Raw genomic sequence first — 15,715 nt, 5'->3', positions numbered from 1 at the left:
GTCGGCACGGACCGTCTCCCGCCGCGGACGAGATTGTCGCCTTCTTCCAAGATCTTCTCCGCGCAACAGCCGAGAGTTGTCCCTATGAGCAACGACGTCAATCCCATTCCCGAGGGTTATCACTCCATCAACTGTTTCCTGGCCGTACCCGACGGCAACAAGGCCATCGAGTTCTACTCCGCGGTCTTCGGCGCGAAGGTGCTCAGCCGCAACGACCTTCCCGACGGGCAACCGGCGCACGCCGAACTGGCGATCGGCGATTCCACCATCCAGATGGGTATGCCCATCCCCGATCACGGGGTGCGCGCACCCGAATCGGGCTGGGTGCACACCAGCATCGTGCACTACTGCCCCGATGTCGACGCGGTCGTCGCCCGCGCCGCCGAACACGGCGCAGCCCGGGTCGAGGAGCCGCAGACGTTCGTCACCGGCGACCGCTACGGGCTGGTGATGGATCCGTTCGGACATCGCTGGGTGGTCATGACCCGGGTCGAGGACGTCTCGCGCGAGGAGGGCGAGCGCCGGGTCAACGAGTGGATGGCCACGCAGAGCTGAAGCGGGCCGCGCGGGTGCCCCGGTCCGGCCGGGGCACCGCCGCATCCGCGGGAAAGATGCTGTGCGGGAACTCATTTCAGCCCGGCAGCGTCCATACCCCGCAACTCCTTCTTCAGGTCGGCGATCTCGTCGCGCAATCGCCCGGCCAGCTCGAACTGCAACTCGCGGGCGGCGTTCATCATCTGATCGGTCAGCTGGGCCACCAGATCCGCCAGTTCCGCGCGCGGCATATTCGCGATGTCGCGGCCCTCGTACACGCCGGCGCTCACCGCGCGGCCGGGTTCGCCCTGGGCACGGCGTCCGCGGCTGGCATTGCGTCCGGATCCGCCGACCTCGACCTCGGTCTCGTCGGCCTCACGGTAGACCTGATCGAGGATGTCGGCGATCTTCTTGCGCAGCGGTTTCGGGTCGATACCGTTGGCTTCGTTGTAGGCGACCTGCTTGGCCCGCCGGCGTTCGGTCTCGTCGATGGCCTGGCGCATCGAATCGGTCACCTTGTCGGCGTACATGTGCACTTCGCCGGAGACGTTGCGCGCGGCGCGCCCGATCGTCTGGATGAGGCTGGTGGCACTGCGCAGGAAGCCTTCCTTGTCGGCGTCCAGAATCGCGACCAGCGACACCTCCGGCAGATCGAGGCCCTCACGCAGCAGGTTGATGCCGACCAGCACGTCGTACTCACCCAGCCGCAGCTGCCGCAGCAGTTCGACGCGGCGCAACGTGTCGATCTCCGAATGCAGGTAGCGCACCCGAACCCCCATGCCCAGCAGATAGTCGGTGAGGTCCTCGGCCATCTTCTTGGTCAGGGTGGTCACCAGGACGCGTTCGTCGCGTTCGGTGCGGGCGCGGATCTCGTGCACCAGATCGTCGATCTGGCCCTTGGTCGGCTTGACCACTACCTGCGGGTCGACCAGACCGGTCGGGCGAATCACCTGCTCGACGAATTCACCACCGGTACTGCCCAGCTCGTACGGGCCGGGCGTGGCCGACATGTACACGGTCTGGCCGATCCGGTCGGCGAACTCCTCCCAGGTGAGCGGGCGGTTGTCGACCGCCGAGGGCAGCCGGAAGCCGTATTCGACGAGGTTGCGCTTGCGCGACATATCGCCTTCGTACATGCCGCCGATCTGCGGGACGGTCACGTGCGACTCGTCGATGATCAGCAGGAAGTCCTCGGGGAAGTAGTCCAGCAGCGTCGCCGGCGCCGACCCCGCCGGGCGGCCGTCGATATGCCGCGAGTAGTTCTCGATACCGGAGCAGAACCCGACCTGCCGAATCATCTCCAGGTCGTATTGGGTGCGCATGCGCAGCCGCTGTGCCTCGAGCAGTTTGCCCTGCCGCTCCAGATCCGCCAGCCGCTGTTCGAGTTCGGTCTCGATATCGACGACCGCGCGCTCCATCCGGCCCGGCCCGGCCACGTAGTGGGTGGCCGGGAAGATGCGCAGGGTGTCGACCTGACGCACCACATCGCCGGTGAGCGGATGCAGGTAGTACAGCGCCTCGATTTCGTCGCCGAAGAATTCGATCCGGACCGCGAGCTCCTCGTAGGAGGGAATGATCTCGACGGTGTCGCCGCGCACCCGGAACGACCCGCGGGTGAAGGCCATGTCGTTGCGCGTGTACTGGACATCGACCAGCAGGCGCAGCAGCCGGTCGCGCTCGACCTCGGTACCGACCTCGAGCTGCACCGAGCGGTCCAGATAGGACTGCGGAGTACCCAGACCGTAGATACACGAGACCGAGGCGACCACCACGACATCGCGCCGCGAGAGCAGGCTCGAGGTCGCCGAATGGCGCAGCCGCTCCACGTCGTCGTTGATCGAGGAGTCCTTCTCGATGTAGGTATCGGTCTGCGCGATATAGGCCTCGGGTTGGTAGTAGTCGTAGTAGGAGACGAAGTACTCCACCGCGTTGTGCGGCAGCATCTCGCGCAGTTCGTTGGCCAGCTGGGCCGCCAGGGTCTTGTTCGGCGCCATGACCAGGGTCGGGCGCTGCACCCGCTCGATCAGCCAGGCCGCGGTGGCCGACTTGCCGGTGCCGGTGGCGCCGAGCAGCACCACGTCCTTCTCGCCGCCACGCAACCGCCGCTCCAGCTCGGCGATCGCTGCGGGCTGGTCACCGGCGGGCTGATGCTCGCTGACGACCTCGAACCGCCCGTCGGAGCGCTCGATCGCCCCGATCGGCCGGAATTCCGAATGCGCCAGCGGCTGCCCGCCGGGTGCGTCCGAATCCGCGGGGATCTCCGTTGCGAAAGCCATGGTCACCAGGGTAAGCCGCGGCACCGACAAGTTCCGGCGCCGTGACCGCGGGCACAGCCAGATACCCGGTGATCATTTTTCGGCCACGACTGTGTATCGGCGGCAGCGGCCTGCCGCCGCACGACACGACCCTGACACCGCCTCGGCCGGTGCGGCCGCCCGGCGTGCGCAACGGCCACGCGGGGCAACCGCACGGCAAAACCGGCGGCCCTCCGGCCTTCGATGAGACGGCTGCCCCGTGTGACCCCGCCGGCGCGCCCGAACCCGCACATGCCCGGGACCGTCCACCGTGAGCCGGACCCTCCGGATCGAGCGTCGACACACCCGGCGGGCCCGCCGAGGCCGTCCCCTCCTCCGGAACATGCCGTATGCCAATCATTTCGGCCCGGCCCGCGCTACCGGTGGCGCAATTCTCCGCCGCCCCTTTCCGACATTCCGAACAATTCGAAATACGCCACCACGTTTCGGCCACTGCGGGCCGAAAATATTATCCCGCAGAGTAATTCGACAATTCCCCCAACGCGCGGCCACACTCCCGACCACCGGCGCCTCCGGAACCCCGCCGCCGACCATTGCGACAGGCCTGGCCGGAGGTTTGCCGGGGCTGCGGGAGCATTGCTCCGGCAACCGCGCGCGCAGCATTGGATCAACCGACCAGATGCCCGAAATGTCCGGTAGCGCAAGCCGCCTCGATGATCACGGCACGGCCGAATCAGCCGAATTCCGTGTCGTTTTCACCCCGCCGGAGGGGGTTGCCCGGGTGTACGCTGATCCGGTCGGAAGTCGAGAAGGGCAAGTGTTATGGCCGGTTTCCTCGCTGAACGTGTCACCCGGACTCTGCGCACTGCCGCGCCCAATGGAGTCAGCCCAATGCCGTCGAATCGCAACATTCCGGGCCGAAAAGCACCGATTCCGGTGCCACCATCGGGTACGGCACACAGACCGCACGTCGAATATTTCGATATCGCCGATCTCACCAGAACCGATTCCCGCGGTTTCGTCCATTCGGTCGACAGTTATCACGCCGAGCCGTGGGGGCTGTATCTGGTCCGGGCCGCCGATACCCCGCCCTACCGCTACACCGAGACCTGGCTGCTGCCCAGGCAGTCGATCCGCGTCACCATGCATCACATCAACGCGGCACACGATCGCGATCCGATCTATCACATCTATATCGGCAACTTCGCCAAGATCGAGCCGAAGCGCTGGCGGGCCGAGTACCACTACATCGACATCGTCGCCCGCAACGGCCACGTCTGCGAACTGCACGGGGTCGACGAACTGTTCGCCGCGCACGCGGCCGGCCACGTATCGGCCGAGACCGCTCAGCGCGCGTTCGAGCAGGCCACCGCGGTCGTCGACGGTATCGCCTCGCACGATCACAACTTCGAACGCTGGCTCACCACCCAGGGCATCGCCCTGCACTGGCTGTAACCGCGTCACCGCCCGCTCGCGTCGATGATCATCCGGATCGCGGCGCGAGCGGGCGTTTTGCGGGCCCGCGGCGGTAGATTCGGGGCATGACGCAGGGGCATGTGGTCGATCTGCATCGGCCGAAGATCGAATACTTCGACCTCGCCGGGTCCACCAACACCGATCCGAAGGGCTTCGTGCGGCCGGTGGAGACGTATCGGACCGAACCGTGGGGGCTCTACATGGCCCGTACCGCCGATCATCCGGAATTCCACTACCTCGAATCCTGGCTGCTGCCGGAGCTGTCGCTGCGCGCCACCATCTTCCACTTCCGCCCCACCCACCGGCGCGACCAGGACTTCTACCTCGATATCGGCGATTTCGAGGCGGCGGGACCGCAGATGTGGAAGTCGGTCGACCACTACCTCGACATCGTGGTCCGCACCGGTCGCGAGGCGATTCTGCTCGACGTCGACGAGCTCCTGGCCGCTCACGCCGCCGGATATCTGAGCGCGTCGCAGGCGCAGCAGGCGATCGAGGCCGCCACCCGGGCGATCGACGGAATCGCCTCGCACGGTTACGATTTCGAGTCCTGGCTGCGCTCGCGAGGTATCGAGATCGGCTGGCGGTAACGGGCCGGGCCGAGCTACGCAACCTCGAGAACAAGGAGAGCCATGGGTGAGTCGGCTTCGCTGCGCCGGGTCGGGAACTCGGGGCTCGCGGTGTCGGTCGTCGGACTGGGCACCAACAATTTCGGGATGAAGCTCGATCTCGAGCAGAGCAGGGCGGTGCTGCACGCCGCGCTCGACCACGGCATCAACCTGATCGATACCGCCGACTCCTACGGGGAATCGGAGCGGCGAATCGGCGAGATCGTGCAGGGCACACGCGACGATGTCGTCATCGCGACCAAGTTCGGCAGCGACGTGCGCCGCCTCGGCGGGGACAACGGCGAGGACTGGGGCGCGCGTGGCTCACGCCGCTATATTCGCCGGGCGGTCGAGCAGTCACTACGCCGGCTGCGCACGGACTGGATCGATCTCTATCAACTCCATCGCCCCGATCCGGCGACACCGATCGAGGAGACGCCGTCGGCGCTGGACGATCTCGTCCACGAGGGCAAGATCCGATACCTGGGTCATTCCAACTTCACCGGCTGGCAGACCGCGGACGCCGAGTGGACCGCACGCACGCGCCGTCTCGAGCGATTCATCAGCGCGCAGAACGAGTACAGCCTGCTGCGGCGTGGGATCGAGGCCGATCTGGTGCCGGCGCTCGAGCACTACGGGATCGGACTGCTCCCCTACTTCCCCTTGGCGAGCGGTCTGCTCACCGGGAAGTACAAGCGCGGCGTGCCCGCGCCCGAAGGCAGCAGGATCCAGGCGTGGGGCCGGGAATCCGCACTCACGGACGCGGCTTTCGACATCGTGGAACAGCTGGAGGACTTCGCGGCGCAGCGTTCGATCACCGTGCTCGACGTCGCCATCGGCGGTCTCGCCGCGCAACCCGCGGTGAGTTCGGTGATCGCCGGCGCCACCTCGCCCGAACAGGTCGAGGCCAATGTCCGGGCCGGGCGGTGGCAGCCCACCGCCGAGGACCTCGCGGAGATCGACCGGATCACCTCCGTATCGCGCTGACCGCGGTACCGGTGGTGCCTGTATCAGGCGCGAGGAACTCGCTCGTAGATCTTGTCGAACCAGGGTTCCTTCACCGACAGGTAGGCCTCGACGGCCTCGTCGCCCACCTTGCCCGCCGCCTCTGCCTCCCCGCGGCGCTTGATCTCCGAATACCCGGTACGGGCGTCGGCGTCGGCGCGCAGCCAGTCGCGGAAGTCCAACGCGAAGCGCTGCCCCGGCGAACCGTCCACGCGCACATGGATATTCGCGAGCCGCCCGGGGTCGGCATTGCCGTGCAGACGTTTCGCCCACAGTTCGGCATCGGTGCCCGCGGGATCCTGCGGCGTCGGTTTGGGGTTGTCGCCGGTGACCGAGTCGACCAGGGGAAAACCGGCGAGTGCCAATCGGTCTCGCAGTGCGTCGGCCGTCGCGAGGTCGGCGACCGTGATCTGGATGTCGATCACATCCTTGGCCGCCAGCCCCGGCACGGCGGTGGAACCGATGTGATCGATGCGGCGCGCATCGCCACCGCAGGCCAGCCACAGCCGGCCGATCAACCGCTGCGCCTGCGCCGGCCACTGCGGATCCGGCTCGACCAGCCGCACCGCCCCGGTCGAGCGCGCCGGGGTCCGGGTGCGCGCATTGTGTTCGAACGGCACCAGGCGCTGCTCCCACAGCGCCCGCACCTGCGGCGCCAGCGCCTCGGCGTCGGAGTTGTTGTCCAGCAGGACATCCGCGGCCGCCCGCCGCTGGTCGTCACTGGCCTGTGCCTTGATCCGCGCCAGCGCGTCCGCGCGGCTCACGCCGCGGAACTGCTCGAGCCGGTGCACGCGCGTCTGTTCGTCGGCCATCACCACCACGACGAGATTCATCATCGCGCCGAGATTGTTCTCGACCAGGAGCGGAACGTCCTGCACCACAATCGCGTCCGCCGGCGCGGCGGCGATCAGCTCGGCCGTGCGCCGGCCGACCAGCGGATGGGTGATCGAGTTCAGCGTCGTGCGCGACTGCTCGTCGGCGAAGGCGACCGCCGCGAGCGCGGGGCGGTTCAAACTGCCGTCCTCGGCCAGGATTTCCGGGCCGAACGCCGCGACGAGCGCGGCGAGGCCCTCGGTGCCGGGTTCGACGACCTCGCGGGCGATGGCGTCGCTGTCGACCAGAACAGCCCCGTATTCCACCAGCAGCCGCGCCACCGTCGACTTACCCGCTCCCATGCCTCCGGTGAGACCGATACGCAACATTTCCCCAGTCTCGCACCCCACCACCGCGGTCCGCGCCCGCACCCCGGCCGCGAGGCGATAGGGCTGATTACCCACCGCGTGAATACTTTTCACCTCGACCACGCGGTATTACCCATTCCGTGACGCCGGTGATATCAATTCGCAACTTTTTCCGCCCGATACCGACCTGGGGTCGGCAACTTTCCGACACGCCGGGCTCGAAGTCACGCAAAATCCGCAACCCCACACTTTTGTTCCGCTACTGTTTCGCCGCGGGCGATCCAGGCCATCCGAGCTAGCGAAGGAAGATCATTGGGCACCACAAACATCCAGTCGGGTCGCCACCGGCTGGGTATGGCAGGCACCGTGCACTGCATTCGGATTCCCGCCGTTGCGGCAGCACTGGCCGAACATCGCCGTTCGTGGTTGACCGCCCTGCTCAGCCCGGCGCGGCACAGCTTCGCGGCCATGCGCAGCCGGGGCGGGGTCACCCGCTGGATTCCCGCCACGGCGAGCTGACCAGTACATCGAACGTTCGGCGGCCCACCGCGGATTCGGTGGGCCGCCCGTTTTTCACACCAAGCCGCTCGGGGTCCGGCGCGAGCCCGGTTCCTGGCTCGGCATCGCATTCGGCGGCACCGGATAGGGAATTCCCTTACCCTCGGTACCGAGCGCGATATTCGGCCCACATTGCGCGAGTGCGGCATCCGATTTCGGTTTCGGATCGCTAATTCGCGGCGGCACGGAATCGGGCGTCGAACCGAAATCGAATGCCGAGGTCATATCGCCGGTGACGCTGCGCCGCCAGGCGGTCACATTCGGCACTTCCACGCCGAAACGACGTTCCAGCAAACGCAATTGCGAGGTGTGGTCGAAGGTCTGCGAGGCGACCAGCCCGCCGCGTGAATACGGGGAGATGACGAAGCACGGGACGCGGTAACCCAATCCGATCGGACCGGCGACCCCCTTGGCCGCCGGCACCCTGCCGAGGTCCACCGTCAGGTACTCCCCCGGTGTGCCGGGCGGCGGGGTCGGCGGGGTGACATGATCGAAGAAGCCGCCGTTCTCGTCGTAGCTCACGATGAGCGCGGTCTTCTCCCACACCTTCGGATTGGAGGTGAGGATGTCGAGCACCTGCATGATGCCCACCGCGCCCAACGCGGGTGGCAGCGCGGGATGTTCGCAGTTGAACAGCGGCGGGATCACCCACGACACCGAGGGAAGCCGGTCGGCGGCCACGTCCGCGGCGAAGTCCTGCGGATACACCGGGGCCTTGCCGCGCTTGGCGAGTTCGGAATTCGGGTCCGCGGCCTGTGTGAAGCAACCCATCATGCCGTCGAGGATCACCGACGAGATCGGTCCGACATCGCGATTGTTGTAGATCTTCCAGTCGACACCGGCCTCCGAGAGGTTCTCCGGATAGGTGCGCCAGCTGTAGACGTTCTGCGGGATCAGCGTCGGCGTCTCCACCATCGGCCCGCCGGCCAGACCGTCGGGGTCGATGGTGGCGGAGATCCAGTACAGCCGGTTCGGGTCGGTCGGGCCGAGCACCGAGCAGTGGTAGTGGTCGCAGAGGGTGAACGCATCGGCCAGCTCGTGGTGAACCGGAATATCGGCGCGGGTGTAGTACCCCATGGCCGCCGGACCGTTGGCAGCGCCGACGCCGGCCACCGACATCGGCATCCAGCGGTCGTTGCGGCCGCCGTTCCACGCCTCGTGCATTCCGGCCCAGGAATGATCGGGATCGTTGATGCACTCACCGTCGAGGGTCGCGCCACGGGTGGTGTCGAGCCGGAACGGGACGATGAACCCGTCGGCGGTGGGCCCGACGCCGGGCGCATAGCCGTACTGCTTCCACGCCGGCGAGGGGTCGTCGAAACCCCTTACACCGGACAGGGTTCCGAAGTAGTGGTCGAACGAGCGGTTCTCCTGCATGAGCAGGACGAAATGCTCGATATCGCCGAGCCCGCCCATCCCCGCCGGGTCGGCCGCGTGTGCGCGCTCGATGATCGGATTCGCCCAGGCGGCCAGGGCCCCCGCTCCACCGGCCGCCATGGCCTTCGCCAGAAAATCACGCCTGTTGATGCCGTCGAACAGACCCATGCCGGTGCCGAGACCTTCCGCGTCGGTGAAATGAACAGTGCCGGCCGACAAGACCGTGCCGGCTGACAGAGGACAGTGGCAGATCCTCGCCGAGAATAATGGACCGGCGGCATCGACGCGGTGACGAGGGGCTGAACGAGTAGCCCGGAGATGGGCGAAGGCCCCGGTCCGATGGACCGGGGCCTTCGTTTCAGCTCAGCGAATTACGCGTTGCCGGACAGCTTCTCACGCAGCGCGGCGAGCTGCGCGTCGCTGGCCAGCGAACCGCCGGCCGACTCCGACGAGGAGCTGGAGGACGAGCTCTGCGCGCCGCTCTCGGAGGAGTAGTTACCGGAGGCACCACCGTTGGCGGCCTCGGCGGCGGCGTCGGCCGCCATCTTCTCCATCTGAGCGGTGTGCATCTTGTGGCGACGCTCGGCCTCGGCGTAGCGGCCTTCCCACTCTTCCCGCTGCTTGTCGAAGCCCTCGAGCCATTCGTTGGTCTCGGGGTCGAAGCCCTCGGGGAAGATGTAGTTGCCCTGCTCGTCGTAGCTGTCGGCCATGCCGTACTTCGACGGGTCGAACTCGGCGTGGTAGTCCTCGTTCGCCTGCTTCAGCGACAGCGAGATCCGGCGACGCTCCAGGTCGATGTCGATGACCTTGACCATCGCATCGTCGCCCACGGCGACAACCTGGTCCGGCACCTCGACGTGGCGCTCGGCCAGCTCGGAGATGTGCACCAGGCCCTCGATGCCCTCTTCGACGCGCACGAACGCACCGAACGGAACCAGCTTGGTGACCTTGCCGGGCACGATCTGGCCGATGGCGTGGGTGCGGGCGAACTGACGCCACGGGTCTTCCTGGGTGGCCTTGAGCGACAGCGAAACGCGCTCGCGGTCCAGGTCGACGTCGAGAACCTCGACGGTGACCTCCATGCCGACCTCGACAACCTCGGACGGGTGGTCGATGTGCTTCCAGGACAGCTCGGAGACGTGCACCAGACCGTCGACGCCGCCGAGATCGACGAACGCACCGAAGTTGACGATCGAGGACACGACGCCCTTGCGGACCTGGCCCTTCTGCAGCTGGTGCAGGAACTCGCTGCGAACCTCCGACTGGGTCTGCTCCAGCCAGGCGCGGCGGGACAGGACCACGTTGTTGCGGTTCTTGTCCAGCTCGATGATCTTGGCCTCGATCTCCTTGCCGACGTACGGCTGCAGATCGCGGACGCGGCGCATCTCGACCAGGGAGGCCGGGAGGAAGCCACGCAGGCCGATGTCCAGGATCAGACCACCCTTGACGACCTCGATGACGGTGCCCTTGACGGCCTCGTCCTTCTCCTTGAGCTCCTCGATGGTGCCCCACGCCCGCTCGTACTGAGCCCGCTTCTTCGACAGGATCAGGCGGCCTTCCTTGTCCTCCTTGGTGAGAACGAGGGCCTCGACCTCATCGCCCACGGAAACGACCTCGGCCGGGTCGACATCGTGCTTGATGGACAGTTCGCGGGAAGGGATGACGCCTTCGGTCTTGTAACCGATGTCGAGCAGAACCTCGTCGCGGTCGACCTTGACGATCGTGCCTTCGACGATATCTCCGTCGTTGAAGTACTTGATCGTCTTGTCGATGGCGGCGAGGAAGTCCTCGGCGGAGCCGATGTCGTTGACGGCTACCTGCGGCGAGGTGACGGTGGTGGGCATATGTTGGGTTGCTCCGGACGGATTGTGGTCGGTAGTGGACATTGGAACTCTCGGTTTTGCTGTGAAGTCACAGCGGTGGAACTACGTTGACGGCCATGCACAGCACATCGCTGCGACACAGCACAACGCTGTACTCACTGCAGAAACTCACAGCACCGGCTGCGAAATCACAGCCCGCGGGCGACTTCCGAAATCCGTAACCCCTGCGCCCGGTACCGAGCGCTACAGTACCGACAGCGGCTACGCAAATGCCGAAGACACTCGCGGGAAACAGCGTACGCGACGTGAGTTACGCCAAGCAAACACGGGCCCCCGCCCGCACCATGATCATACGGCCGGCACCGAACACCGTTCCCGCACAGTGTGGTACCCGTCACGGCGGAGACGTAAGCACCCCGGTCGCGCCCGGGCCGGCCGGATCGGAGACGGCGTCCGCAGGGGCGCGGACCGGGCCGTGCCATACGCTGCGAACCATGTCCGACGACCCGCATCCGGCCCTCCTCGACGACGAGCGCCACGCCCAGGCCAATGCCCTGCTCGGCACCGCGCGGGTGACCCGCGCGACCGTCGGGTCGGCGGTCAGCGAACGCGCCAACCGGCGCTGGTGGGATGCCGATGCCGCGCAGTACCACGAGACGCACGCCGATTTCCTGGGCGTCGACTCCGAGGCCGGAGAATTCGTCTGGTGCCCGGAGGGGTTGCACGAGGGCGACTGGCATCTGCTGGGCGAGGTCGCCGGGCGGCGCGTCCTGGAGATCGGCTGCGGATCGGCGCCATGCTCGCGCTGGCTGGCCGCCCAGGGCGCGCATCCGGTCGGACTGGATCTGTCGCGGGCGATGCTCGACCGCGGACTCGCGGCCATGGCGCGCGGCGGACCGCGGGTGCCGCTGGTGCAGGCCGGTGCCGAGGCGCTGCCGTTCGCGGACGAATCGTTCGATCTGGCCTGTTCGGCGTTCGGCGCGGTCCCGTTCGTCGCCGATGCCGCCCGGGTGATGCGGGAGGTGGCCCGGGTGCTGCGGCCGGGCGGGCGCTGGGTGTTCTCGGTCAATCACCCGATGCGGTGGATCTTCCCCGACGATCCGGGCCCGGACGGACTGCGCGCCACGATCCCCTACTTCGACCGCACGCCCTACGTCGAGGTCGACGCCGACGACGAACCGATCTACGTCGAACATCACCGCACGATCGGCGATCGGGTCCGCGACATCGTCGGCGCGGGCCTGATCCTGCTCGACATCGTCGAACCCGAATGGCCGGAGTGGCTCGAGCGCGAATGGGGTCAGTGGAGCCCGTTGCGCGGTGAGATCTTCCCCGGCACAGCCATTTTCGTTACCGAGAAGCCGTCGCGGCATTAGCCCGCGCGGCCCGCGGCAGCGGCGGCGGCGCCACCGTCGCCTTGCCGTCGGACACCGAGTTCTGCGCGGGAATGGGCGTGGTCTTGCCCGGATCGGGTTTGGCCACCGGCGCGGCGGGCGCGGCGGCGGACTCCGCCTTACCGGTCGGCGGTGTCTTACCGGTCGGCGCCGCCTTACCGCTCGACGCCTCCGCGCCGGCCGGACCCGCGAACGGCGGCAAGGCCGCGAACCGCGGGTCGATTCGTGCGGTCCGGCTGACGTGGGTGATCCAGCGCCGCGCGCGGGTCAGCGGATGGTCCGGGAACTGCGGATCCCAGCGCGCGTCGTCGGCGATGTTGTAGGGCAGCTTGCCCTTGACCTCGGGCGCGTACGGATGCGGCGGGAACATGTTCGCGAAGCCGACCTTCGGCACGACCGCGGCCTCCCGGACGCCGGAGCGGCCGGTTTCGGGACACATGATCTTCACGATCGCGCTGCATCCGGCCTTGGGCACGACGATTCCGGCGGTGAAGCCCAGTCCGGACGCCGGATCGGCCAGCGGGAACTTCTCCAGGCGCAGCAGGGCCGGCTGGGAATCCACGGTGATGGCATGTGCCTCGATCAGGCAGCCGAACTCGGCCTGCAGTTCGGTGAGGCGGCGGCGCAATGTGTCGATGTCGGCCAGCGGGGCGGGTAAGTCCGGTACCAGATCGATATAGCTCAGCGTGATGATGTCACGGGTGGCCGGATTCCCCCACGTGGTCTGGTCAAGCTGCTGCAGTCCCCCGGTTTCGAACACGATTGGCACGCAACCAAGCTACCCATCTGTGACCTTTTCGCACTTCCTGGGGCGTTTTGTGTTCAAGGCGTGACCACCTGGTAATAAATATCGGACGAAACGGGTGTCAGGTTTGTTTTCATTCGGGGGTCTCCCCGGACCGCCGCGGGGAGCGCCCCACCTGATCGAGCGCCATCCGCAGAGCGAACTCGATCTGAGCATTGATGCTGCGCAGGTCGTCGGCCGCCCACTTGGCTATCGCCTCGTGGACGGCCGGATCGAGCCGGACGAGCACCTTCTTGGGCTCGCGCTTGGCCATCAGGAGTAGAGCGTTCCGGTGTTGACGACGGGCTGGGCGGATCGATCACCGCACAGCACCACCAGCAGATTCGACACCATCGAGGCCCGCCGTTCCTCGTCCAGGTCGACCATTCCCTCCTCGGTCAGCCGCTGCAGCGCCATGCCCACCATGCCGACCGCACCCTCGACGATGCGGCTGCGCGCGGCCACCACCTGTGCGGCCTGCTGGCGGACCAGCATCGACTGGGCGATCTCCGGCGCGTACGCCAGGTGCGTGATCCGCGCTTCGAGAATCTCGATACCCGCGAGCGCGGTACGTTCGCGCAGTTCGGTGGTCAGTTCCTCGGCGACCTCGGCGCCGTTGCGCAGACTGGTCGGGGCCGGGTCGTCGGCGCCCGCGAGAGCGGGCGTCATCGCCACGGCCGCGGGCACCACGTCGGGGGCGGCGTCGTAGGGGTGCACCGTGGCCAGGTGCCGGACCGCGGCCTCGGACTGGGTCTGCACGTACTCCTCGTAGTCGTCGACGGCGAAGGCGGACTTGAAGCTGTCCACGACCCGGTAGACCACCACGGCCGCGATCTCCACCGGATTGCCGTCGAAATCGTTGACCTTCAACTTCTGCGTCTCGAAATTACGGACCCGCAGCGAGATTCGCCGTTTGGTGGTCAGCGGGAGGGCCCAGAAGAAGCCGGCGTCGGCGACCGATCCGACGTAGCGGCCGAAGAACTGCAGCACCTTGGCCTCGTTCGGGCCGACCGTGGTGAGCCCGGTCAGCAGGATCACCGCGACCGCGAAGATCACGTATCCCGCGGCCGCGCCGATCGCCGCACCGGCGCCCCCGCCCGAACCGGCGGCGCTGGAGGCGGCGACCCCGCCGATCAGTCCGGCGGTGCCGACCACCAGCAGCACCAACAGCATCAAGAACCCGTTCAGCCGGAAGGCCGGACGCAGCGACATGACATCCTCCCAATATTGAAGTGATATCACGACGATAGCGCAGAGATATCCCGGACGCCAGGGGTCCAATCGGCGGACTCCGCTCAGGCGGGCCGGATGTTGCGGTTGAAACGGAACAGGTTGGCCGGGTCGTACTCGGACTTCAGCGCCCGCAACCGCGCATAGGTCCGCGCCGAGTAGCCGGCCCGGGTCTGGTTCTCATCGGCCCACTCTCCGGCACCGTAGAGGAAGTTCAGGTTGTGGCCGATCGTCCACGGCGCCAACGTCTTCGCGACCAGATCGTGGTAGGCGCGCGGATCCGGGCCGTCCGAGTTCGGCATCGTGATGACGCGCGCGTTGTATTCGGCCTCCCGGTGATCCATCGCGATCCCCGCCGGACCCGGGCGGCGCAGCGCTCCCCCGAGATGCCGGAAGCCCGCCACCGCCGCGACCGGCGCCTCGGGGCCGGTGACATCGAGGAAGGCCGAGGCCGCGTCCGCGGTCAGATCCGCCAGCAGCGCGTTGGTCGCGGTATAGGCGTGCGGGAAATTCGGGTCGCGGTAGATGCCGTGGGTGTCGATGTAGGGCATCGTTCGCAGGTCGTCGGCGATCCGGGCGCCCACCGCGCGCAGTGGCCGGACCAGCCGCTCACCATCGGCGGCCGACCCGGTGAAGGCGATGTTGACGGTGGCCAGATAGCGCCCGCGCAGCGGTTCCGGTATCGCCGCGACATCGGGCATCGTCATCATGGTGATCGCAGAGGTCATCTCCTCGGGGACCTCGGCGGTCCACTGCCGCCACGCCTCGAGGGCGGGTTCCACCAGCGGGGTGTCGAAGGTGAGCTGTCCGCCGTAGACCTCGGTGATCGGGAACAGTTCGATTTCCATGCCGGTGACCACACCGAAGTTGCCGCCCGAACCCAGTGCGGCGCCGAACAATTCGTCGCCCGGGGTGAGGCGGCGCAACCGGCCGTCGGCCGTCACCAGTTCCAGGACGCGGACCCGGTCGGCGGCGTAGCCGAAGGTGCGCGCCAGAATGCCGAGCCCGCCGCCCAGGTGATAACCGATCACGCCGACCGAGGGCGAGGAACCGTTCAGCGGCGCCAGACGGTGCGCGACCGCCGCGGCGATCAGCGCCTCGGCCTGCACGCCGGCGGCCACCCAGGCGGTGCGGGCGCCCGGATCGACGCGCACCTGGGTCATCCGGCGCGTACTGATCAGCACACCGCCGTCGGCCGGCACCGAGAGCCCGTGCCCGGTCGCCTGCACCGCGACGGGCAGCCGGTGCCGGGCGGCGAATTCCACGGCCGCGCGCACATCCTCGGCGTGGAGCGCACCGACGACCAGATCGGGCCGGTGCGTATACGCGGTCTGGAAGCCGGAGACCTCGGCGTCGTAGCCGTCGTCACCCGGACGGAAGACCGGGCCGGTGACGGTGGGCAGTTCGGCGGGGAAGTTCGAGTTCGTCATGTCCTGAACTCTGCCGCCGGGCAGATGAGAAGTAAAACAGATAGTTCTTCTCGATACTAG

14 protein-coding genes are annotated in these 15,715 nt (G+C 67.4%); 6 read left to right on the top strand and 8 right to left on the bottom strand.

Annotated elements, in window-relative coordinates:
- Positions 1–84 precede the first annotated feature (84 nt).
- Entirely contained in the window at positions 85–555 is a 471-nt protein-coding gene (locus tag A5789_RS16590) for a VOC family protein (protein WP_030514599.1), read from the top strand.
- 71 nt (positions 556–626) lie between these two features.
- Here A5789_RS16590 and uvrB read toward each other — a convergent pair whose 3' ends face one another.
- Positions 627–2,810 carry an excinuclease ABC subunit UvrB gene (gene uvrB / locus A5789_RS16585; protein ID WP_064904629.1) on the bottom strand — a complete coding sequence of 728 codons (2,184 nt, stop codon included), beginning with the start codon at positions 2,808–2,810 and terminating at the stop codon, positions 627–629.
- A gap of 870 nt (positions 2,811–3,680) precedes the next feature.
- On the opposite strand from uvrB, the gene A5789_RS16580 reads away from it, so the two are divergent.
- From A5789_RS16580 to A5789_RS16570, 3 genes are all read left to right on the top strand, one after another.
- Entirely contained in the window at positions 3,681–4,244 is a 564-nt protein-coding gene (locus A5789_RS16580; RefSeq protein WP_082856930.1) for a hypothetical protein, read from the top strand.
- A gap of 86 nt (positions 4,245–4,330) precedes the next feature.
- A complete protein-coding gene (locus A5789_RS16575; RefSeq protein ID WP_063013043.1) occupies positions 4,331–4,855 on the top strand; it encodes a DUF402 domain-containing protein in 525 nt (174 codons plus the stop codon).
- Positions 4,856–4,897: 42 nt separating this feature from the next.
- Positions 4,898–5,860 (top strand): aldo/keto reductase, encoded by a 963-nt coding sequence (locus tag A5789_RS16570; RefSeq protein ID WP_064904631.1) that lies wholly within the window; start codon positions 4,898–4,900, stop codon positions 5,858–5,860.
- A 23-nt stretch (positions 5,861–5,883) separates the two neighbouring features.
- On the opposite strand, the gene coaE is transcribed toward A5789_RS16570, so the two are convergent.
- Entirely contained in the window at positions 5,884–7,080 is a 1,197-nt protein-coding gene (coaE, locus tag A5789_RS16565; protein WP_064904692.1) for a dephospho-CoA kinase, read from the bottom strand.
- Positions 7,081–7,371: 291 nt separating this feature from the next.
- Between coaE and A5789_RS36610 the strand changes: the two genes are divergently transcribed.
- Entirely contained in the window at positions 7,372–7,578 is a 207-nt protein-coding gene (locus A5789_RS36610) for a hypothetical protein (RefSeq protein WP_146098606.1), read from the top strand.
- Positions 7,579–7,632: 54 nt separating this feature from the next.
- Here A5789_RS36610 and A5789_RS16560 read toward each other — a convergent pair whose 3' ends face one another.
- Both A5789_RS16560 and rpsA read right to left on the bottom strand, forming a co-directional pair.
- Positions 7,633–9,162: a phospholipase C gene (locus tag A5789_RS16560; RefSeq protein WP_064904694.1), complete on the bottom strand. Its 1,530-nt coding sequence runs from the start codon at positions 9,160–9,162 to the stop codon at positions 7,633–7,635.
- A gap of 203 nt (positions 9,163–9,365) precedes the next feature.
- Positions 9,366–10,838, bottom strand: coding sequence for a 30S ribosomal protein S1 (rpsA, locus tag A5789_RS16555; RefSeq protein WP_030514605.1), 1,473 nt, complete (start codon positions 10,836–10,838; stop codon positions 9,366–9,368).
- Positions 10,839–11,311: 473 nt separating this feature from the next.
- On the opposite strand from rpsA, the gene A5789_RS16550 reads away from it, so the two are divergent.
- Positions 11,312–12,193: a class I SAM-dependent methyltransferase gene (locus A5789_RS16550; protein WP_063013037.1), complete on the top strand. Its 882-nt coding sequence runs from the start codon at positions 11,312–11,314 to the stop codon at positions 12,191–12,193.
- Here A5789_RS16550 and A5789_RS16545 read toward each other — a convergent pair.
- From A5789_RS16545 to A5789_RS16530, 4 genes are all read right to left on the bottom strand, one after another.
- On the bottom strand, positions 12,168–12,980 hold the full coding sequence (locus tag A5789_RS16545) for a hypothetical protein (RefSeq protein WP_064923603.1): 813 nt from the start codon (positions 12,978–12,980) through the stop codon (positions 12,168–12,170). The genes A5789_RS16550 and A5789_RS16545 overlap by 26 nt on opposite strands.
- 109 nt (positions 12,981–13,089) lie before the next feature.
- Positions 13,090–13,269, bottom strand: coding sequence for a hypothetical protein (locus A5789_RS16540; protein WP_030514608.1), 180 nt, complete (start codon positions 13,267–13,269; stop codon positions 13,090–13,092).
- Positions 13,269–14,207: an SPFH domain-containing protein gene (locus tag A5789_RS16535; RefSeq protein WP_064904635.1), complete on the bottom strand. Its 939-nt coding sequence runs from the start codon at positions 14,205–14,207 to the stop codon at positions 13,269–13,271. Before A5789_RS16535 ends, A5789_RS16540 begins: the two co-directional genes overlap by 1 nt.
- An 83-nt stretch (positions 14,208–14,290) precedes the next feature.
- Positions 14,291–15,655 (bottom strand): FAD-binding oxidoreductase, encoded by a 1,365-nt coding sequence (locus A5789_RS16530; protein WP_064923601.1) that lies wholly within the window; start codon positions 15,653–15,655, stop codon positions 14,291–14,293.
- Between the last annotated feature and the right edge of the window lie 60 nt (positions 15,656–15,715).

The organism is Nocardia sp. 852002-51101_SCH5132738, from assembly GCF_001665695.1.
Taxonomy (GTDB): Bacteria; Actinomycetota; Actinomycetes; order Mycobacteriales; family Mycobacteriaceae; genus Nocardia; species Nocardia nova.
The sequence above is the reverse complement of the archived record's forward strand: the minus strand, read 5'-3'. Positions and strand labels throughout refer to the sequence as shown.

What these genes read in the sequence shown, in the direction of transcription:
- A5789_RS16590 (WP_030514599.1), top strand. Translation starts at nt 85, where the DNA reads ATGAGCAACGACGTCAATCCCATTCCCGAGGGTTATCACTCCATCAAC.
- uvrB (WP_064904629.1), bottom strand. Translation starts at nt 2,810, where the DNA reads ATGGCTTTCGCAACGGAGATCCCCGCGGATTCGGACGCACCCGGCGGG.
- A5789_RS16580 (WP_082856930.1), top strand. Translation starts at nt 3,681, where the DNA reads ATGCCGTCGAATCGCAACATTCCGGGCCGAAAAGCACCGATTCCGGTG.
- A5789_RS16575 (WP_063013043.1), top strand. Translation starts at nt 4,331, where the DNA reads ATGACGCAGGGGCATGTGGTCGATCTGCATCGGCCGAAGATCGAATAC.
- A5789_RS16570 (WP_064904631.1), top strand. Translation starts at nt 4,898, where the DNA reads ATGGGTGAGTCGGCTTCGCTGCGCCGGGTCGGGAACTCGGGGCTCGCG.
- coaE (WP_064904692.1), bottom strand. Translation starts at nt 7,080, where the DNA reads ATGTTGCGTATCGGTCTCACCGGAGGCATGGGAGCGGGTAAGTCGACG.
- A5789_RS16560 (WP_064904694.1), bottom strand. Translation starts at nt 9,162, where the DNA reads ATGGGTCTGTTCGACGGCATCAACAGGCGTGATTTTCTGGCGAAGGCC.
- rpsA (WP_030514605.1), bottom strand. Translation starts at nt 10,838, where the DNA reads ATGCCCACCACCGTCACCTCGCCGCAGGTAGCCGTCAACGACATCGGC.
- A5789_RS16550 (WP_063013037.1), top strand. Translation starts at nt 11,312, where the DNA reads ATGTCCGACGACCCGCATCCGGCCCTCCTCGACGACGAGCGCCACGCC.
- A5789_RS16540 (WP_030514608.1), bottom strand. Translation starts at nt 13,269, where the DNA reads ATGGCCAAGCGCGAGCCCAAGAAGGTGCTCGTCCGGCTCGATCCGGCC.
- A5789_RS16535 (WP_064904635.1), bottom strand. Translation starts at nt 14,207, where the DNA reads ATGTCGCTGCGTCCGGCCTTCCGGCTGAACGGGTTCTTGATGCTGTTG.
- A5789_RS16530 (WP_064923601.1), bottom strand. Translation starts at nt 15,655, where the DNA reads ATGACGAACTCGAACTTCCCCGCCGAACTGCCCACCGTCACCGGCCCG.